This is a genomic window from Chromatiales bacterium (assembly GCA_014762505.1).
Classification (GTDB): domain Bacteria; phylum Pseudomonadota; class Gammaproteobacteria; order SpSt-1174; family SpSt-1174; genus SpSt-1174.
Window position 1 is genome coordinate 338,494 of the sequence record JABURS010000043.1, and the last position, 15,150, is coordinate 353,643.

The window sequence follows — 15,150 nt, forward strand, 5'->3', positions numbered from 1 at the left end:
CCTTATGGCCCTGATTTCGATGCGTCAGCTGCTGGATCATGCCGCCGAGCATGGCTACGGCATGCCCGCCTTCAACGTGAACAACATGGAACAGGTGCATGCCATCATGCAGGCGGCCGACGAAGTCGATTCGCCGGTGATCATGCAGGGTTCGGCCGGTGCGCGTTCCTACGCGGGCGAGCCCTTCCTGCGTCACCTGATCCAGGCCGCTGTCGAGATGTACCCGCACATCCCGATCGTGATGCACCAGGACCACGGCTCCGAGCCGGCTGTCTGCCTGCGCTCGATCCAGTCCGGTTTTTCCTCGGTCATGATGGACGGTTCCCTCATGCCCGACATGAAGACCCCGGCCACCTATGAATACAACGTGGAAGTCACCCGCAAGGTGGTGGAAATCGCCCACGCCGGCGGTGTCTCCGTGGAAGGCGAGCTCGGCTGCCTGGGTTCGCTGGAAACCGGCATGATGGGTGAAGAGGACGGCCACGGTGCCGAGGGCAAGCTGGACATGGACATGCTGCTCACCGATCCGGAAGAGGCCGCCGACTTCGTGAAGAAGACCGGTGTGGACGCCCTGGCCATCGCCATCGGCACCTCCCACGGCGCCTACAAGTTCACCCAGAAACCGACCGGCAAGGTGCTGCGTATCGACCGCGTGAAGGAAATCCACCAGCGCATCCCGTCGGTGCATCTCGTCATGCACGGCTCCTCCTCGGTGCCGCAGGAATGGCTGGAAATCATCAACAACTACGGCGGCGACATGGGTACCACCTATGGTGTGCCGGTCGAGGAGATCGTCGAGGGCATCAAGAACGGCGTGCGCAAGGTCAACATCGACACCGACCTGCGCATGGCCTCCACCGGTGCCATCCGCAAGCACCTGGCGGAGAACGCGTCCAACTTCGACCCGCGCAAGTTCCTCAAGGCCTCCACCGCGGCCATGAAGGAGATCTGCAAGGCCCGTTACGAGGCCTTCGGCTGTGCCGGCATGGCTTCCAAGATCAAGCCGATCTCGCTGGAAGACATGACTGCCCGCTACCTCAGCGGCGAGCTGGATCCGAAGGTCAACTAAGACCCCGGTCACGGCCTGCAGCGCTAAGGGGGGCGGTTCATCCGCCCCCCTTTTTTATGGCGTGACGCCCGGCGCGCTGCGAAGTCGCGGATTTGCGCCTAAGCTTTTCCCAGTAGTCCATCCCGGGAGGATTCATGTTTGAAGACACCGGCCAGAAATATCCCTGCCCCTGTTGCGGCTACCTCGTGTTCACCACCCAGCCCGGCAGTTACCAGACCTGTCCCATCTGCCTGTGGCAGGACAACCTCGCCCAGCTGCGCTTCCCGCTGATGCCGGGTGCCGCCAATACCGTCTCGCTGGAGCGCGGCCAGCAGAATTTCGTCGCCTGCCAGGCGGCCGAGAAGCGCAACAGCGGGCTCACGCGGGCACCCATCGAGGCCGAGCGCCGCGATCCGCTGTGGCGGCCGTTGGACCCGTCGCAGGACAATATCGAGGAGCCGCAACGCGGCATCGATTACGCCGACTCCTACCCCATCCAGGACACCACGGTGCTCTACTACTGGCGCGATACCTACTGGCGCCGTTATTCCAGCTGAGTCCCTGCCCCTTGCCCCGTTGATCTAGGTCAGCATACGGGCGCGAGTCGCATGACAGAATTCGCGGGTCATGTACCAACAGCGGCGGGAGAGGACCACCATGGAAACAAGCGAGCTGCAGTGTCAGCCGGGTGTCTCGCGACTGAGCGTGGACGAGCTGCACCTCCTGCGTGGTCTGCTGGCATTTCCGGGCGAACCGGTGCGCGAGCTGGTGCAGGACCTGGCCACCGTCTGGGACTGGCTGGCCGGCGCCGAGCGGCAGCTGGCGACCCTGGGGATGGATGAATGGCGGGCAGAATACCGGCGGCTGTTCTTCCGGGGGCAGCAGGCCGCCCAATGCCCGCCCTTCGCCACCGACTACGCCGGTCCGGGGGAGGAGCCCGCCTGGACGATGGTCTCGCTGCATCTGCGGGCGGGATTCCCGCTCACCAACATGCCGCCGGACTATCTCTGTGCCGAGCTGAATCTGCTGGCCGAACTGCTCGAGAGTGAGCATGACCTGGGGCCGGCGCTGCTGGGCGAGGCCTGGGATCATCTGCGAGGCTGGGTGCCGGAGTTCGCAGCCCGTCTCGAGCGCCAGGCGCAGGTCGAACTCTATCGCGGGGTTGCCCGGCGGCTGCTGGAACTATTCGTCTGAACCCAGCAGCTGGGCGGCCAGCGCGTCCAGGCCGTCAGCGGCAGCGTAGGGCAGGCAGTAGAGGGGGCACTCGCTGTGGGCGGCGAGTTCATCCGCGTTGTCCAGGTCCGGATCGGTCTCTGCCGTCACGCGGTTGAGTACCATGGCTGCCACGTGCAGGCCATGCCGTTCGGCGGCCGCCAGCCCCATGAGGGCCTGATTGATTCCCCCCAGCCGGTCCGGCACCACCAGTACCAGTGGCAGGCCCAGGGCCGCGGCCAGGTCGGCATTGAGCCCGTCCTCGGCGATCGGCGAGCAGATCCCGCCGGCCCCTTCCACATGCAGCCAGTCCGAACCGTCCAGCCCGCTGAGTGCGGCTGCGCGTAGCGCCGCGAGCGGGAGCCGTTCGCCGGCCAGGCTGGCTGCCCGCGGCGGCGAGAGGGCATGACGGAAACGGTACGGACAGATGACCTGCAGTGCCTCGCGGTTCCCGGCCGCGGCCTGCAGGGCCAGGGCGTCGGCCGGGTGCAGCTCGCCGTCCTGCAGCGCGCAGCCGGACTCGACCGGCTTGCGTACCGCGATCCGGTGACCCTGCCGGGACAGGGCATGGACCAGCCGCGTACCCACGAAGGTCTTGCCGACACCGGTGTCGGTAGCGGTGAGAAAGACACCGCGTTTTGCGAGAGAGGGATTCATGGGGGCTATTGTTCCACAGCCGGGGCGAGGCCGCAGCCGCCAGTCAGTGATTCTCGGTCGGGTCCTGCGGCGGGGCCGGGGCAGGAAAGCGGCTGGCGTATTTTGCGATCCACTCCAGGGCGGCCTGCTGGCTGTCGAGCCGGCGACCCTCACGCTGTAACACCGCCTGCCGGTACTGCTCGATGTGGCAGAGCTGCTCGATCATGCGGGCGCGGTAGGCGTCTTCTTCGCGCAGGAATTCCACGCCGATCTGGTAACCCTGTGCATTGGGCCGGCACCAGACCACCCGGGCCGGGGTCTCGACATCCTCGGCGATCAGCGGCATGCGCAGGCGCACCACTTCTCCGGGGCGGCGGGGTTCGCCTGCCTGATAGCTGAGCCCGCCGTGGCTGACGTCATGCAGCTGGGAGGCGAGCCGGTTCTTCGGGTCGCTGACGACCTCGATGGGGATGTTGGAGGGGTGGCGCATGAAGCCGCGCTGGCTGCGCCTGTCGTGTGCTGGCATGCCCCGAGTATAGGTGGGGAGACGGCTTCCCGTCTGCCCCTGCCAGGGTGTTGCCGGGCGGTGTTCAGCCCAGCGGCGAGGGCAGTTCGCGGGTCACCGCCTGCTTCTGCTTCGTCGCCTCGCCCATCAGGCAGACACCGAGCAGCTGGCCGTCGGGACCGACGAAGTCGGCGCGCAGGTCCGGCGCCTGGCCGCTTATGCGCCACTCGCCCTCGCTGCCCGGCGCGGGCGGGTTGACCACGGTGGCCAGCGCCGGGGTCTTTACCACCACCGGCATGGCCGGGTAGCTGACGGGAGTGGGCTCGTTGGCCAGTGTCTTCGCCAGCGCCCGGGCCGCGTGCATGATGGGCATGATGTAGGGCAGTACCACGCCATCGACCTCCGCGCAGTCGCCCAGGGCATAGACGTCCTCGGCGCTGGTCTGCAGCCGGCGATCCACCTGGATGCCGCGGCCCACGGCAAGCCCCGCGGACTCGGCCAGGACCGTGCGCGGACGCAGGCCCACGGCGGAGAGCACGGTGTCGGCATCGATGGTCTCGCCGTTGGCGAGCGTCAGGGCGATGCCGCTGGCCTCCCGCACGATGCGCTCGACCTGGGTGCCAAGGTGCAGGCGGATGCCGGCCGCGGTCAGGGCATCGCGCATGGCGATCCCGCAGGCCTCGGGCAGCAGGCGTCCCAGCGGCAGTGGGGCCAGGTCGATCACGTCCACGATGTAGCCATGGCCGGCCAGGTCATTGGCGAACTCGCAGCCGATGAGGCCGGCGCCGAGCAGCGCCACGCGCGGCCCCTGCTCCAGGGCCTCGCGAAACCGGGCATAGTCCGCCAGGTCGTTGACCGAGAGCACGCTGTCGGCCGCATCCCCGTCGAGCGGCAGGCGGATGGGATCGGCACCCAGGGCCAGCACCAGGCGGGCATAGCCGATCGTCTCCTGCCCGGCCACCACCTGGCTGGCGTGGGTGTCGATGCCGGTGACCCGGGTCTGCGTGAGGATGCGGGCATCGAGCTGCTCGGCCATCTTCTCGGCCGGGGTGTTCACCAGTGCCGCCGCGTCCTTGCCCTGGGCGAAGGCATTGGACAGCATCGGCTTGGAATAGAAGGCGCCATCATCGGCGCTGATCAGCACCAGCGGCGTGTCGGCGTCGAGCTTGCGGAACTCGCGCGCCAGCGTGTAGCCGGCCAGGCCGGTACCGATAATGACGATGGGATTCATGGATGACTCCTGTGTCTCTTGTCCTGGGTAAAAAACCGCGGCCGTGACGGCCGCGGTGCAGGCGATTGCCCTGGTTGTGGCTCAGGCAGCGATCTCGATCATGTCGAAGTCGGCCTTGGCGACACCGCAGTCCGGGCATTCCCAGTCTTCCGGGATGTCTTCCCACTTGGTGCCGGCGGCGATGCCCTCTTCGGGCAGGCCCTGGGCCTCGTCGTAGATGAAGCCGCAAACCACGCATTCCCACTTTTTCATATCATCACCTCGTTGAATTGAATTCGCTTCAGGCTGCAATCAGGCCGCGTTCTTCGCGTTCACCCGGGCCAGGGTGTCGCGGTAGCGGTTGGCGTGGCGCTCCTCGACCTTGGTCAGGGCGCCGAAGCGCTTGGCCGCCTTCTCCAGCGTGGCCTTGAACATGTCCGCGTGTTCCTTCGATTCCGCGATCTGCTCGTCGAACTCGCGCACCGCGGCCTCGTTGCCCTCTTCCACGGCCAGGTGGCGGAAGTTCGGGTACATCTCGGTGTACTCGTAGGTCTCGCCCTCGATGGCCAGCTCCAGGCACTTGGCGGTGTCGAGCCTTGCCTTCGGGTACAGCAGGTCCATGTGACCGAAGGCGTGCTGGACCTCCTGCTTCGCGGTTTCCTCGAAGACCTCGGCGGTCTCGATGTCGCCTTCGGCGCGGGCGACCTGGGCGAAGTACATGTACTTGATGTGGGCCATCGACTCGCCGGCCAGGGCCGCTTCGAGGTTCTGGATGGTGACCGACGGGTTCTTGGTGTTGCTCATCTGTGTATCCCCTCTGAAAGGTTGGGTGAATTTCAGGCTACGGGGCACAGTCTAGGGGCGGGTCATCGATTGATGAAATCGAATGTTTTGAATCGATTGATAGTTAAATACTATCGATTGAGCGAGGGAGATCGATAGCACCCGGCTATCACTCCAGCGGCAGGTCCAGCATCTCCACGCAGGTCAGGGGGCTGGCCTGGATGGCCGCGTGCAGGGCGCGGATGGCCGGGGTGCGGTGGAAGGACTCGCGCCAGGCCAGGGCCACGCGGCGGGTGGGGGCCGGGTCGGCAAAGCGGCGGATGGTCACCAGCCGGCGGCTGTACTGGTCGGCCCCGGCCGCCGAGCAGGGCAGGACCGTGGACCCCATGCCGGAGGCGACCATGTGCCGAATGGTCTCCAGCGAGCTGCCCTCCAGGGTCTTCTGCATGCTGCCCTCGGTGGTGGCGCTGCGGTTGCACTCGGGACAGACCTGCAGGACCTGGTCGCGAAAGCAGTGTCCCTGGCCGAGCAGCAGCAGGTTCTGCCGGGCCAGCTCCCCGGCGCTGATCACGGTCTGTTCCTGCAGCGGGTGACTGGCCGGCAGCAGCACGACGAAGGGCTCGTCATATACCGGCCAGGTGCGGATGCCGGGCTCGGCGAAGGGCAGGGAGATGAGGATGACGTCGAGCTGGCCGCGCTTGAGCTTTTCGGCGAGCACGGCCGTGTAGTTTTCCTCCAGCAGCAGGGGCATCTGCGGGGCACGCTGGTGCAGCTCGGGGATGAGGTGCGGCAGCAGGTAGGGGCCGATGGTGTAGATGGTGCCGAAGCGCAGCGGGCCGGCCAGCGGGTCCTTGCCGTGCTCGGCGATCTCCTTGATGCGGTCGGCCTCTTCGAGGGCGCGCTGGGCCTGGGTGACGATCTCCTCACCGGCGGCGGTGAGCTTCACCTCGTTCTTGCTGCGCTCGAAGATCTCCAGCCCCAGCTCCTCTTCCAGGCGCTTGACGCCCATGCTGAGCGTGGGCTGGGAGACGAAGCAGGCCTCGGCGGCGCGCCCGAAGTGGCGTTCCCGGGCGACGGCGACGATGTAGCGCAGCTCCGTGAGGGTCATGTCAGGCGGTCAGGCGGCGCAGCGCCTCGCGGTATTTCTCGGCCGTCTTTTCCACGATCTCGGCCGGCAGTTCGGGGCCGGGTGCGGTCTTGTCCCAGTCCAGCGTCTCCAGGTAGTCGCGCACGAACTGCTTGTCGAAGGAGGGCGGGCTGATCCCCGGACGGTAGGTGTCGGCCGGCCAGAAGCGGGAGGAGTCGGGGGTCAGCGCCTCGTCGATCAGGACCAGCCGGCCGTCGTCGTCCAGGCCGAACTCGAACTTGGTATCGGCGATGATGATGCCGCGCTCGCGGGCATAGCTCGCGGCCTCCCGGTAGATGCGCAGGCTCGTGTCGCGCACCTGGGTGGCGATGTCCTGGCCGACCAGCCCGACCGTGTGCTCGAAGTCGACGTTGATGTCGTGATCGCCCACCTCGGCCTTGGTGGAGGGGGTGTAGATCGGTTCCGGCAGCTGGTCCGCGAGCTGCAGGCCCGCGGGCAGCGGGATGCCGCAGACCGCGCCGGTCTGCTGGTAGTCCTTCCAGCCGGAGCCGATGAGGTAGCCGCGCACGATGGCCTCGATCGGCAGGGGGCGGAGCTTGCGCACGATGATGGAACGGCCCTCCAGCGGCGCGCGTTCGGCCGCATCCGGGATCACGTCCTCTAGCTTCAGGTCGCTCAGGTGGTTCGGGATGATGTGCCGCATCTTCGCGAACCAGAAGCTGGAGACCTGGGTGAGCACCTCGCCCTTGCCCGGGATGGGCGTGGGCAGGATCACGTCGAAGGCGGAGAGCCGGTCGGTGGTGACGATGAGCATGTGCGCGTCGTCGACCGCATAGATGTCGCGCACCTTGCCGCGCTGGATCAGCGGCAGGCTGGTGAGCCGGGATTCGTACAGGGGCGTGGTCATGGGCTACCGCTTGGAAAAGACGTCGTCGTGCGCGATCTCGCGCGGGGATTCATAGGGAAATCTGAGGTGGCCGTAGCGGATCACCAGCACGGCCAGCGCGATGAGCAGGATGGTTGCGCCAAAGGCCACCAGTCCCCACTCGCTGATGGACTTGATGTCGATCATCACGTGGCGGGCCAGGGCGACGATGGCGATGTACAGCGGGATGCGTACCGGCAGGGCGCCGGAGTCCAGGTACACGCCCACCATGGTCAGGACCTCGAGGTAGATGAACAGCAGCAGCAGGTCCCCGAGGGTGACCTCGCGGGTGCTGATCATCTTCCAGATCTCCTCGCCGGTGGCGTAGAGGGTGGCGAGTGCGATGACGAACAGGGCGATCGACTCGACCACCTTGATCATCTTCCTGCCCAGGCGCGCGGCCGGCAATTGTCTTGGTTTGCTGTCCATGGTGGCATCATAGCGAATCTCTATGGTGGCCACTATCCTTAAAAGGCCGCGGCCGCCACCGGCCCGGCGCTTGGCTTTGGCGGGGCATAAGGGTATAAATGCACGTTTTTTCACGCGTTTTTGCGGGGGAATAGCGGATGAGCAAGCCACTGGTCGGCGTCGTCATGGGCAGCAGCAGCGACTGGCCCGTCATGCAGCATGCCGTGGAGCAGCTCGCGGCCTTCGGCGTGGCCCACGAATACCGTGTCGTCTCGGCACACCGCACCCCCGATCTGCTGTTCGAGTATGCCGCCACTGCACGCGAGCGCGGCCTCAAGGCCATCATCGCCGGGGCCGGCGGGGCCGCCCACCTGCCGGGCATGCTGGCCGCCAAGACCACCGTGCCGGTGCTGGGCGTGCCGGTCCCCTCGCGCTACCTCAAGGGGCAGGATTCACTGCTGTCCATCGTGCAGATGCCCAAGGGGGTGCCGGTGGCCACCTTCGCCATCGGCGAGGCCGGCGCGGCCAATGCCGGGCTCTTCGCCGTGGCCATGCTGGCGGGCGAGGATGCGGCGCTGGCCGCGAAGCTGGCCGAGTTCCGTGCCCGCCAGGAACAGGCCGTGTTCGACATGACCCTGCCCCCGGAGGCCTGAGGTGATACTGCCGGGTGCGACCCTGGGCATGCTGGGCGGCGGCCAGCTCGGTCGCATGTTCACCATCGCCGCGCGCACCATGGGCTACCGCGTCATCGTGCTGGACCCGGACCCGGACAGCCCGGCCGGCCGCCTGGCCGACGAACACCTGCATGCCGCCTACAACGACGACTGGGCCCTGGAACAGCTGGGCCGTTCCTGCGCCGCCGTCACCACCGAGTTCGAGAACATCCCGGCAGACACCCTGCGCAGGCTGGCGGCCTTCTGTCCCGTGCGCCCCGCGGCCGAGGCCCTGGAGCAGACCCAGAACCGCATCCGCGAGAAGACCTTCATCCACCAGGCGGGCCTCGCCACCGCGCAGTTTCGCGCCGTCGAGTCGCCGGCGGAGCTGGAGGCGGCCTTCGCGGCCATCGGCGGCCCCGCCATCCTCAAGCGTGCCGCCTTCGGCTACGACGGCAAGGGGCAGTACGTGGTGGACAGCCTGGCGGCCGCATGCGAGGCCTTTCAGGCCATGGACAGCGTGCCCTGCGTGCTCGAGCAGCGCGTGAACCTGGCCGTGGAGGTCTCGGTGATGGTGGCGCGCAATCCCAGCGGCCAGGTGACGACCTACCCGGTGGCCGAGAACATCCACGTGAACGGCATCCTCGATACCACCATCGTGCCGGCGCGCATCGACGACGCCCTGGTCTCGAAGGCACGGACAGCGGCGACGCGGCTCGCCGAGGCGCTGGACTACTGCGGCGTGATGGGCGTGGAGTTCTTCGTCACCGATGCGGGCGAGCTGCTGGTGAACGAGGTCGCCCCCCGCCCGCACAACAGCGGGCACTACACCATCGACGCCTGCATCACCTCGCAGTTCGAACAGCAGGTGCGCATGGTCTGCGACCTGCCCTTCGGCGACACGCGCCTGCTCTCGCCGGTGGTGATGATCAATCTGCTGGGCGACCTCTGGGCATCGGGTAACCCGCCGTGGGAGGGGCTGCTGGCCGACCCGGCGGCCAAGCTGCACCTCTATGGCAAATCCACGGCCCGCCCCGGGCGCAAGATGGGCCACTTCTGCTGCCTGGCCGATGACGTGGACACGGCGCTGGCCCATGCGCGCCGGGCCATGTCGCAGCTCTCGGGGCGGTCATGAGCCCCGAGACCCTGCCGAACAGCGGCGACGCCATCGACAGGCTGCGCCAGGACATCGTCTTCACCGACACCCTGCGGGGGCAGACGCTCACCTTCCACAGCACCTGGGGCATCTTCTCGCCCAAGGGGGTCGATGAGGGGACGCGCCTGCTGCTGGACTTCATCGAGGTGAACGCGGCCGACGACTGCCTCGACCTGGGCTGCGGCTACGGGCCCATCGGGCTCACGCTCGCCCGGCTGGCGCCCGGTGGGCGCACGTTGATGGTGGACAAGGACTTCATGGCCGTGGAATACGCCAACCGCAATGCCGCCCTCAACGGCATCGGCAACGCCGAGGCCATGCTGAGCAACGCCTTCCAGCACATCGGGGAGCGGCAGTTCGACCTGATCGCATCCAACGTGCCCGCCCAGGTGGGCAAGGAGATGCTCGGCATCATGCTGCACGACGCCCACGCCCACCTGCGTCCCGGCGGCCGGATCTACGTGGTGACCATCACCGGCCTGCGCCAGCTGTTCAAGCGCGAGCTCACCCGCGTGTTCGGCAACTACGAGAAGATCAAGCAGGGCAGGACCTACACCGTGGCCATGGCGGAGAAGGCGGCCTAGATGTTCATCGCCGCCGATCAGGTGATCGCCGACCTCGGCCTGCTGGCCAACGGCGGGTATCTGCTCCTGTTGCTCTTCGCCCTGCGCCATGCCGACTGGCGGCGTCTGTGGCGTCCGGATCAGCTCAACCTCTACCTGGTGGCCTGTCTGGCGCTGATCGGCCTGTGGAGCCTGCGTGCCGGGGTGTCGCCCGGGCTCGCCCTGCACTACCTGGGCGTGACCGCCTTCACCCTGCTGTTCGGCTGGGGGCTGGCCATTGTCGGCACCTCGGCGGCGCTGGTCGGCATGCTGCTGCTGTGGGGCGGCGACTGGGGGGCGTTCGCCATCAATGCCCTGGTCGTGGGGGCGACTCCTGTGCTGGTGACCCTGGGTGTCCATCACCTGGCCCGGCGATACCTGCCGGCGCACTTCTTCATCTACCTGTATATCAACGTCTTTCTCGCCGCAGCCCTGGCCATCCTCGTCAGCGTGCTGCTGGTCGCCGCGCTGCTGACGCTGAGCGGGGCCTACAGCCTGCCGCGCATGGGCTACGAGTACCTGGCCTACCTGCCCCTGCTGGTCCTGCCCGAGGCCATTCTCAACGGCATGTTAATGACCGCCTTCGTGGTGCTCAAGCCGGATGTGGTGGCCACCTTCGACGACGATTTCTACCTGAAGAACCGTTAACCAGCGGTTCAGCCGGGTTTGTTTACATTGCCCACGTGCTCTGCAAAAATGCCTGCAAACAAGAAGTTGCACTGCCAGGATAGCCAGCACGCAAGTGCCTACATTCAATCGGAGGACGTGTGATGAAGAAGATGATGACCTATGCAGTGGCCGGTCTGCTGACCATGGCTTCGGCGGGCGCGATGGCCGCAGGCGACCCGGTCGCCGGCAAGGCCAAGTATTCCGGCACCTGCGTGAGCTGTCACGGTGCCAACGGCATCAGCAACGTGCCGATGTACCCGAACCTGGCAGGGCAGAAGGAGACCTACCTGGTCACCGCCCTGAAGGGCTACCAGAACGGTACCCGCACCGACGCGACCATGAAGGCCATGGCCGCCGGTCTGTCCGAGACCGACATCAACAACATCGCCGCTTACCTCGCCAGCCTGAGCTGCAGCAAGTAAGTCGTTCGATGAAAAGGCCCGGCCCGCGAAAGCGGGCCGGGCCTTTTTGTGCCTGTGTGATGGAAAGTGCAACTCCCTTGCCACAGGCGGGGCAGGGGCGCGTCGGTGCAGGATCGCCCGGGCGATCCTGCCTCAGGCCACCTCGTACTTGCGCATGCGGTAGAGCAGGGTGTCGCGGCTGATGCCGAGCAGGCGCGCCGCCCGGCTGCGGTTGCCGTTGGTGCGTGACAGGGCCTGGCGGATCAGACTGAGTTCCACGTCTTCCAGGCGCAGGCCGGTCTCGGGCAGGGTGATGGGCGCATCGGCGGGCATGGCATCGAGGCCCTGCATCTCGCGCGGCAGGTTGCCGACGTCCACCGTGCGTCCGTTCAGCAGGATCAGCGTGCGTTCGCAGAAGTTGCGCAGTTCGCGCACGTTGCCCGGCCAGCGGTAGCGCCTGAGTGCCTGCAGGGCCTCGCGGGTATAGCTGGGCGCGGCCAGGCCGTGCTCGGCGGCCAGCGCCTTGTTGAAGCGTTCCAGCAGCAGCGGGATGTCGCCGCGGCGCTCGCGCAGGGCGGGCAGTTGCACGGGGACGATGTTCAGGCGGTAGTAGAGGTCTTCGCGGAAGCGGCCGGCCCGCACCTCGGCGTAGAGGTCGCGGTGGGTGGCGGCCACCACGCGGATGTCGGTCGCCACCGGGGTGTTCGCCCCCAGCGGCTGGCACTCGCCGCTCTCGAGGAAGCGCAGCAGCTTGGCCTGCACGGCCAGCGGCAGTTCGCCGATCTCGTCCAGGAACAGCATCCCGCCCTCGGCCGCGCGGATGCGCCCGGGCTGGGCGCTGTCGGCGCCGGTGAAGGCGCCGCGCGTGTGGCCGAAGAGTTCGGATTCGACCAGCGATTCGGGCAGGGCGGCGCAGTTCACGGCCACGAAGGGCCCGGCGGCGCGGGCGCTGGCGGCGTGCAGGGCGCGGGCGACCAGCTCCTTGCCCGTCCCGCTCTCGCCGAGGATCAGCGTGGTGACGTCGGCGGCGGCGACCAGGTGGGCCGACCGCAGGGCGGACAGAAACTCCGGGTCCTTGCCGATCAGCTGCTGCTCGAAGGGGTTCGTGGTCATGGTCTCGGTGTCCGGAAGTCCATGTGAGGAATGCGGGCTAATATACCAGCCCGGCCGCCACCCGCCAAAGCCGGAACCTCCCCGGCTTGACCCCGGTCAGCCATAATAGGTATCTCATCCACATCTGAAGGCGGGATTGTTCATGGCGGACAGCGAACACAGCTATCGCTTTTCCATCGGCGGCATGAGTTGCGCCGGCTGCGTGGCGGCGGTGGAGAACGCCATCCGCGCCGTGCCCGGCGTGCGTGAGGCCACGGTGAACCTCGGCGAGCGCACCGCCAGCGTGAGCGGTGAGGTCGCCCCCGAGGCGGTGGTCGCGGCCGTCGGCCAGGCCGGTTACGAGGCGGCGGAGCTGCGCGGCATCGCCGACGAGGCCGGGAAGGAGGCCGCGGAGATGGCCCATTACCGGCGCCTGCTGTGGAAGTTCGGCGTGGCCGCGGCAGTGGGTTTTCCGCTCATGGGCATCGACTGGCTGGGGCTGATGCCGCCGCTGGCGGGCTGGGGGCAGGCCTTCTGGATCGTCACCGGCCTGGTGACCGCCGGCGTGATGTGGTTCTCCGGCCGGCAGTTCTTCGTCGGCGCCTGGAAGGCCTTCCGCAATCACAACGCCAACATGGACACCCTGATCGCCCTGGGTACCGGGTCGGCCTGGGCCTATTCCTGGCTCATCAGCCTGTGGCCCACGCTGGTGCCCGCACTGGCCCGCCACGTGTACTTCGAGGCCGCGCTCATCATCATCGCGCTGATAAATCTTGGCGCGGCGCTGGAGATGCGCGCGCGGGGCAAGACCTCGGAGGCCATCAAGCGTCTCATCGGCCTGCAGCCGCGCACGGCGCGCATCATCCGCAACGGCAAGGAGATGGACGTGCCCATCGAGGAGGTGGGGCTGGACGAGACCGTGCGCGTGCGTCCGGGCGAGAAGATCCCGGTGGACGGGGTGATCATCGACGGGCATTCCAACATCGACGAGTCCATGCTCACCGGCGAGCCGCTGCCGGTGGCCCGGGGCAAGGGCGACGAGGTCATCGGCGGCACGCTCAACAAGAGCGGCAGCTTTCTCATGCAGGCCAAACGCATCGGCGCCGACACCGCCCTGGCGCGCATCATCGAGCTGGTGCGCAGCGCCCAGTCCTCCAAGCCCGCCATCGGCCGGCTGGCCGACCGCATCTCGGCCGTGTTCGTGCCGAGCGTGCTCATCATCGCCACGCTCACCTTGCTCGCCTGGTTCAACTTCGGCCCCGAGCCGCGGGTGAGCTACATGCTCGCCGCGACCATGACCGTGCTGCTGATCGCCTGCCCCTGCGCGCTGGGGCTGGCCACGCCCATCTCCATCATGGTGGGCGTGGGCAAGGCGGCCGAGTTCGGCGCCCTGATCCGCAACGGCGAGGCCCTGCAGCGGGCCCGCAGCCTCACCACGGTGGTGCTGGACAAGACCGGCACCGTCACCGAGGGACGGCCGCGGGTGGTGGAGCTGCTGCCGGCCGAGGGGCATGACGAGGCCGGACTCCTGCGCCTGGCGGCGAGCATCGAGGCGGCCTCCGAGCACCCCCTGGCCGAGGCCGTGGTGGCGGCCGCCCGCGAGCGCGACATCGCGCCGGAGACGGTCGAGGGCTTCGAGGCCGTGTCCGGCAAGGGCGTGCGCGCCCGCTTGGCGGGCGCCGAGGTCCTGTTCGGCAACCGCCGCCTCATGGCGGAGAGCGACATCGCCGTCGACGACTGGGAAGGGCGTGCAAAGGCGCTGGCCGACGCGGGACAGACCCCCATGTACCTGGCCGTGGACGGTGCCCTGGCGGGCGTGGTGAGCGTGGCCGACCCCATCAAGGCCGATTCGGCCGAGGCCATCGCGCGCATGCACGCCCTGGGACTGAAGGTGGTGATGCTCACGGGCGACAACGCGGCCACCGCCGAGGCCGTTGCCCGGCAGGTGGGGGTGGACGAGGTCTTCGCCGAGGTGTTGCCGGAGCAGAAGGAAGAGAAGGTCGGGGCCCTGCAGGCCCGCGGCGAGGTGGTCGGCATGGTCGGCGACGGCATCAACGACGCCCCGGCGCTGGCCCGTGCCGACGTGGGCTTTGCCATTGGCACGGGCACCGACGTGGCCATCGAGAGCGCCGACATCACCCTCATGCGCGGCTCGCTGCACGGCGTGGTGGAGGCCATCGCCATCTCCCGCGCCACGGTGCGCAACATCAAGCAGAACCTGTTCGGCGCCTTCATCTACAACGGCATCGGCATCCCGCTGGCCGCGGGCGTGTTTTATCCGCTGGGCATCCTGCTCAATCCCATGATCGCGGGCGCGGCCATGGCCATGTCCTCCGTCACCGTGGTCACCAACGCCAACCGGCTGCGCTTCTACAAACCGAAGCGGGAGGTGCGCGCATGAGCCTGCTGGTGAACCTCGCGGGGCTGGTGGTCATCGGCCTCATCGTCTGGTGGTTCTGGCTCTCCAGCCCGCGCGCCCGCACCGTCGCGACCGGCGCGCCCATCGACATCCTGGTGGACGATGGCGTCTACACGCCGGGGGTGATCGAGGCGAAGGCGGGCGAGCCGATCGAGCTGCGCTTCCTGCGCAAGGACGCGAGCCCCTGCGCCGAGCAGGTGATCTTCGAGGGCCTCGATATCAGCGCCGAGCTGCCGGTGGACCGGCAGAAGACGGTGACCGTCACCCCGCCCGCCCCGGGCGAGTACGCCTTTACCTGCCAGATGAAGATGTACCGGGGGAAGCTGGTGGTGAGGTGAGGGCCT

General features: G+C 67.7%; 19 protein-coding genes. 10 read left to right on the forward strand and 9 right to left on the reverse strand.

All coding sequences use genetic code 11. From position 1 onward, the window contains the following. Positions 1 to 4 precede the first annotated feature (4 nt). The 3 genes from HUJ28_13375 to HUJ28_13385 all read left to right on the forward strand — a co-directional run bounded on the left by HUJ28_13375 (position 5) and on the right by HUJ28_13385 (position 2,242). Positions 5 to 1,069 carry a fructose-bisphosphate aldolase class II gene (locus HUJ28_13375; GenBank protein ID MBD3620457.1) on the forward strand — a complete coding sequence of 355 codons (1,065 nt, stop codon included), beginning with the start codon at positions 5 to 7 and terminating at the stop codon, positions 1,067 to 1,069. Between the two features lie 134 nt (positions 1,070 to 1,203). Further along, a complete protein-coding gene (locus HUJ28_13380) occupies positions 1,204 to 1,605 on the forward strand; it encodes a hydrolase (GenBank protein MBD3620458.1) in 402 nt (133 codons plus the stop codon). Between the two features lie 100 nt (positions 1,606 to 1,705). After that, positions 1,706 to 2,242 (forward strand): molecular chaperone TorD family protein, encoded by a 537-nt coding sequence (locus HUJ28_13385; protein MBD3620459.1) that lies wholly within the window; start codon positions 1,706 to 1,708, stop codon positions 2,240 to 2,242. Here HUJ28_13385 and bioD read toward each other — a convergent pair. From bioD to HUJ28_13425, 8 genes are all read right to left on the reverse strand, one after another. Next, complete coding sequence (gene bioD, locus HUJ28_13390; protein ID MBD3620460.1) at positions 2,231 to 2,917, reverse strand: dethiobiotin synthase; 687 nt, start codon at positions 2,915 to 2,917, stop codon at positions 2,231 to 2,233. The genes HUJ28_13385 and bioD overlap by 12 nt on opposite strands. A gap of 43 nt (positions 2,918 to 2,960) precedes the next feature. Continuing rightward, a complete protein-coding gene (locus tag HUJ28_13395; GenBank protein MBD3620461.1) occupies positions 2,961 to 3,422 on the reverse strand; it encodes a PilZ domain-containing protein in 462 nt (153 codons plus the stop codon). 64 nt (positions 3,423 to 3,486) lie between these two features. Beyond that, on the reverse strand, positions 3,487 to 4,632 hold the full coding sequence (locus HUJ28_13400) for an FAD-dependent oxidoreductase (protein MBD3620462.1): 1,146 nt from the start codon (positions 4,630 to 4,632) through the stop codon (positions 3,487 to 3,489). A gap of 81 nt (positions 4,633 to 4,713) precedes the next feature. Beyond that, a complete protein-coding gene (locus tag HUJ28_13405) occupies positions 4,714 to 4,884 on the reverse strand; it encodes a rubredoxin (GenBank protein MBD3620463.1) in 171 nt (56 codons plus the stop codon). Positions 4,885 to 4,923: 39 nt separating this feature from the next. Further along, positions 4,924 to 5,415, reverse strand: coding sequence for a rubrerythrin (locus HUJ28_13410; GenBank protein MBD3620464.1), 492 nt, complete (start codon positions 5,413 to 5,415; stop codon positions 4,924 to 4,926). A gap of 148 nt (positions 5,416 to 5,563) precedes the next feature. Beyond that, on the reverse strand, positions 5,564 to 6,502 hold the full coding sequence (locus HUJ28_13415) for a hydrogen peroxide-inducible genes activator (protein MBD3620465.1): 939 nt from the start codon (positions 6,500 to 6,502) through the stop codon (positions 5,564 to 5,566). Position 6,503: 1 nt separating this feature from the next. Continuing rightward, complete coding sequence (locus HUJ28_13420; protein ID MBD3620466.1) at positions 6,504 to 7,388, reverse strand: phosphoribosylaminoimidazolesuccinocarboxamide synthase; 885 nt, start codon at positions 7,386 to 7,388, stop codon at positions 6,504 to 6,506. A 3-nt stretch (positions 7,389 to 7,391) separates the two neighbouring features. Continuing rightward, positions 7,392 to 7,835, reverse strand: a complete 444-nt coding sequence (locus HUJ28_13425) for a phosphate-starvation-inducible PsiE family protein (protein ID MBD3620467.1) — start codon at positions 7,833 to 7,835, stop codon at positions 7,392 to 7,394. A 137-nt stretch (positions 7,836 to 7,972) separates the two neighbouring features. On the opposite strand from HUJ28_13425, the gene purE reads away from it, so the two are divergent. The 5 genes from purE to HUJ28_13450 all read left to right on the forward strand — a co-directional run bounded on the left by purE (position 7,973) and on the right by HUJ28_13450 (position 11,316). Continuing rightward, positions 7,973 to 8,467, forward strand: a complete 495-nt coding sequence (gene purE / locus HUJ28_13430) for a 5-(carboxyamino)imidazole ribonucleotide mutase (GenBank protein ID MBD3620468.1) — start codon at positions 7,973 to 7,975, stop codon at positions 8,465 to 8,467. A 1-nt stretch (position 8,468) separates the two neighbouring features. Then, positions 8,469 to 9,602: a 5-(carboxyamino)imidazole ribonucleotide synthase gene (locus tag HUJ28_13435; GenBank protein MBD3620469.1), complete on the forward strand. Its 1,134-nt coding sequence runs from the start codon at positions 8,469 to 8,471 to the stop codon at positions 9,600 to 9,602. Continuing rightward, the gene (locus HUJ28_13440) at positions 9,599 to 10,207 is read left to right on the forward strand and encodes a class I SAM-dependent methyltransferase (GenBank protein ID MBD3620470.1); all 609 of its coding nucleotides are present in this window, start codon (positions 9,599 to 9,601) and stop codon (positions 10,205 to 10,207) included. The genes HUJ28_13435 and HUJ28_13440 overlap by 4 nt, the downstream gene beginning before the upstream one ends. Continuing rightward, entirely contained in the window at positions 10,208 to 10,873 is a 666-nt protein-coding gene (locus HUJ28_13445; protein MBD3620471.1) for an energy-coupling factor ABC transporter permease, read from the forward strand. It abuts the gene before it with no gap. A gap of 122 nt (positions 10,874 to 10,995) precedes the next feature. Then, positions 10,996 to 11,316, forward strand: a complete 321-nt coding sequence (locus tag HUJ28_13450; protein ID MBD3620472.1) for a cytochrome c — start codon at positions 10,996 to 10,998, stop codon at positions 11,314 to 11,316. 132 nt (positions 11,317 to 11,448) lie between these two features. Here HUJ28_13450 and HUJ28_13455 read toward each other — a convergent pair whose 3' ends face one another. Continuing rightward, the gene (locus tag HUJ28_13455; protein MBD3620473.1) at positions 11,449 to 12,408 is read right to left on the reverse strand and encodes a sigma-54-dependent Fis family transcriptional regulator; all 960 of its coding nucleotides are present in this window, start codon (positions 12,406 to 12,408) and stop codon (positions 11,449 to 11,451) included. Between the two features lie 142 nt (positions 12,409 to 12,550). Here HUJ28_13455 and HUJ28_13460 point away from each other — a divergent pair, with 142 nt between their 5' ends. Continuing rightward, a complete protein-coding gene (locus HUJ28_13460) occupies positions 12,551 to 14,788 on the forward strand; it encodes a copper-translocating P-type ATPase (protein ID MBD3620474.1) in 2,238 nt (745 codons plus the stop codon). Further along, positions 14,785 to 15,144, forward strand: coding sequence for a cupredoxin domain-containing protein (locus HUJ28_13465; protein ID MBD3620475.1), 360 nt, complete (start codon positions 14,785 to 14,787; stop codon positions 15,142 to 15,144). Before HUJ28_13460 ends, HUJ28_13465 begins: the two co-directional genes overlap by 4 nt. The last annotated feature ends 6 nt before the right edge of the window (positions 15,145 to 15,150 follow it).

Bases quoted from the DNA above. Each gene is read 5' to 3' on its own strand.
- HUJ28_13425 (MBD3620467.1), bottom strand. From the start codon at position 7,835: ATGGACAGCAAACCAAGACAATTGCCGGCCGCGCGCCTGGGCAGGAAG.
- HUJ28_13440 (MBD3620470.1), top strand. From the start codon at position 9,599: ATGAGCCCCGAGACCCTGCCGAACAGCGGCGACGCCATCGACAGGCTG.
- HUJ28_13400 (MBD3620462.1), bottom strand. From the start codon at position 4,632: ATGAATCCCATCGTCATTATCGGTACCGGCCTGGCCGGCTACACGCTG.
- HUJ28_13450 (MBD3620472.1), top strand. From the start codon at position 10,996: ATGAAGAAGATGATGACCTATGCAGTGGCCGGTCTGCTGACCATGGCT.
- HUJ28_13465 (MBD3620475.1), top strand. From the start codon at position 14,785: ATGAGCCTGCTGGTGAACCTCGCGGGGCTGGTGGTCATCGGCCTCATC.
- HUJ28_13410 (MBD3620464.1), bottom strand. From the start codon at position 5,415: ATGAGCAACACCAAGAACCCGTCGGTCACCATCCAGAACCTCGAAGCG.
- bioD (MBD3620460.1), bottom strand. From the start codon at position 2,917: ATGAATCCCTCTCTCGCAAAACGCGGTGTCTTTCTCACCGCTACCGAC.
- HUJ28_13405 (MBD3620463.1), bottom strand. From the start codon at position 4,884: ATGAAAAAGTGGGAATGCGTGGTTTGCGGCTTCATCTACGACGAGGCC.
- HUJ28_13415 (MBD3620465.1), bottom strand. From the start codon at position 6,502: ATGACCCTCACGGAGCTGCGCTACATCGTCGCCGTCGCCCGGGAACGC.
- HUJ28_13460 (MBD3620474.1), top strand. From the start codon at position 12,551: ATGGCGGACAGCGAACACAGCTATCGCTTTTCCATCGGCGGCATGAGT.
- HUJ28_13445 (MBD3620471.1), top strand. From the start codon at position 10,208: ATGTTCATCGCCGCCGATCAGGTGATCGCCGACCTCGGCCTGCTGGCC.
- purE (MBD3620468.1), top strand. From the start codon at position 7,973: ATGAGCAAGCCACTGGTCGGCGTCGTCATGGGCAGCAGCAGCGACTGG.
- HUJ28_13375 (MBD3620457.1), top strand. From the start codon at position 5: ATGGCCCTGATTTCGATGCGTCAGCTGCTGGATCATGCCGCCGAGCAT.
- HUJ28_13385 (MBD3620459.1), top strand. From the start codon at position 1,706: ATGGAAACAAGCGAGCTGCAGTGTCAGCCGGGTGTCTCGCGACTGAGC.
- HUJ28_13395 (MBD3620461.1), bottom strand. From the start codon at position 3,422: ATGCCAGCACACGACAGGCGCAGCCAGCGCGGCTTCATGCGCCACCCC.
- HUJ28_13380 (MBD3620458.1), top strand. From the start codon at position 1,204: ATGTTTGAAGACACCGGCCAGAAATATCCCTGCCCCTGTTGCGGCTAC.
- HUJ28_13420 (MBD3620466.1), bottom strand. From the start codon at position 7,388: ATGACCACGCCCCTGTACGAATCCCGGCTCACCAGCCTGCCGCTGATC.
- HUJ28_13455 (MBD3620473.1), bottom strand. From the start codon at position 12,408: ATGACCACGAACCCCTTCGAGCAGCAGCTGATCGGCAAGGACCCGGAG.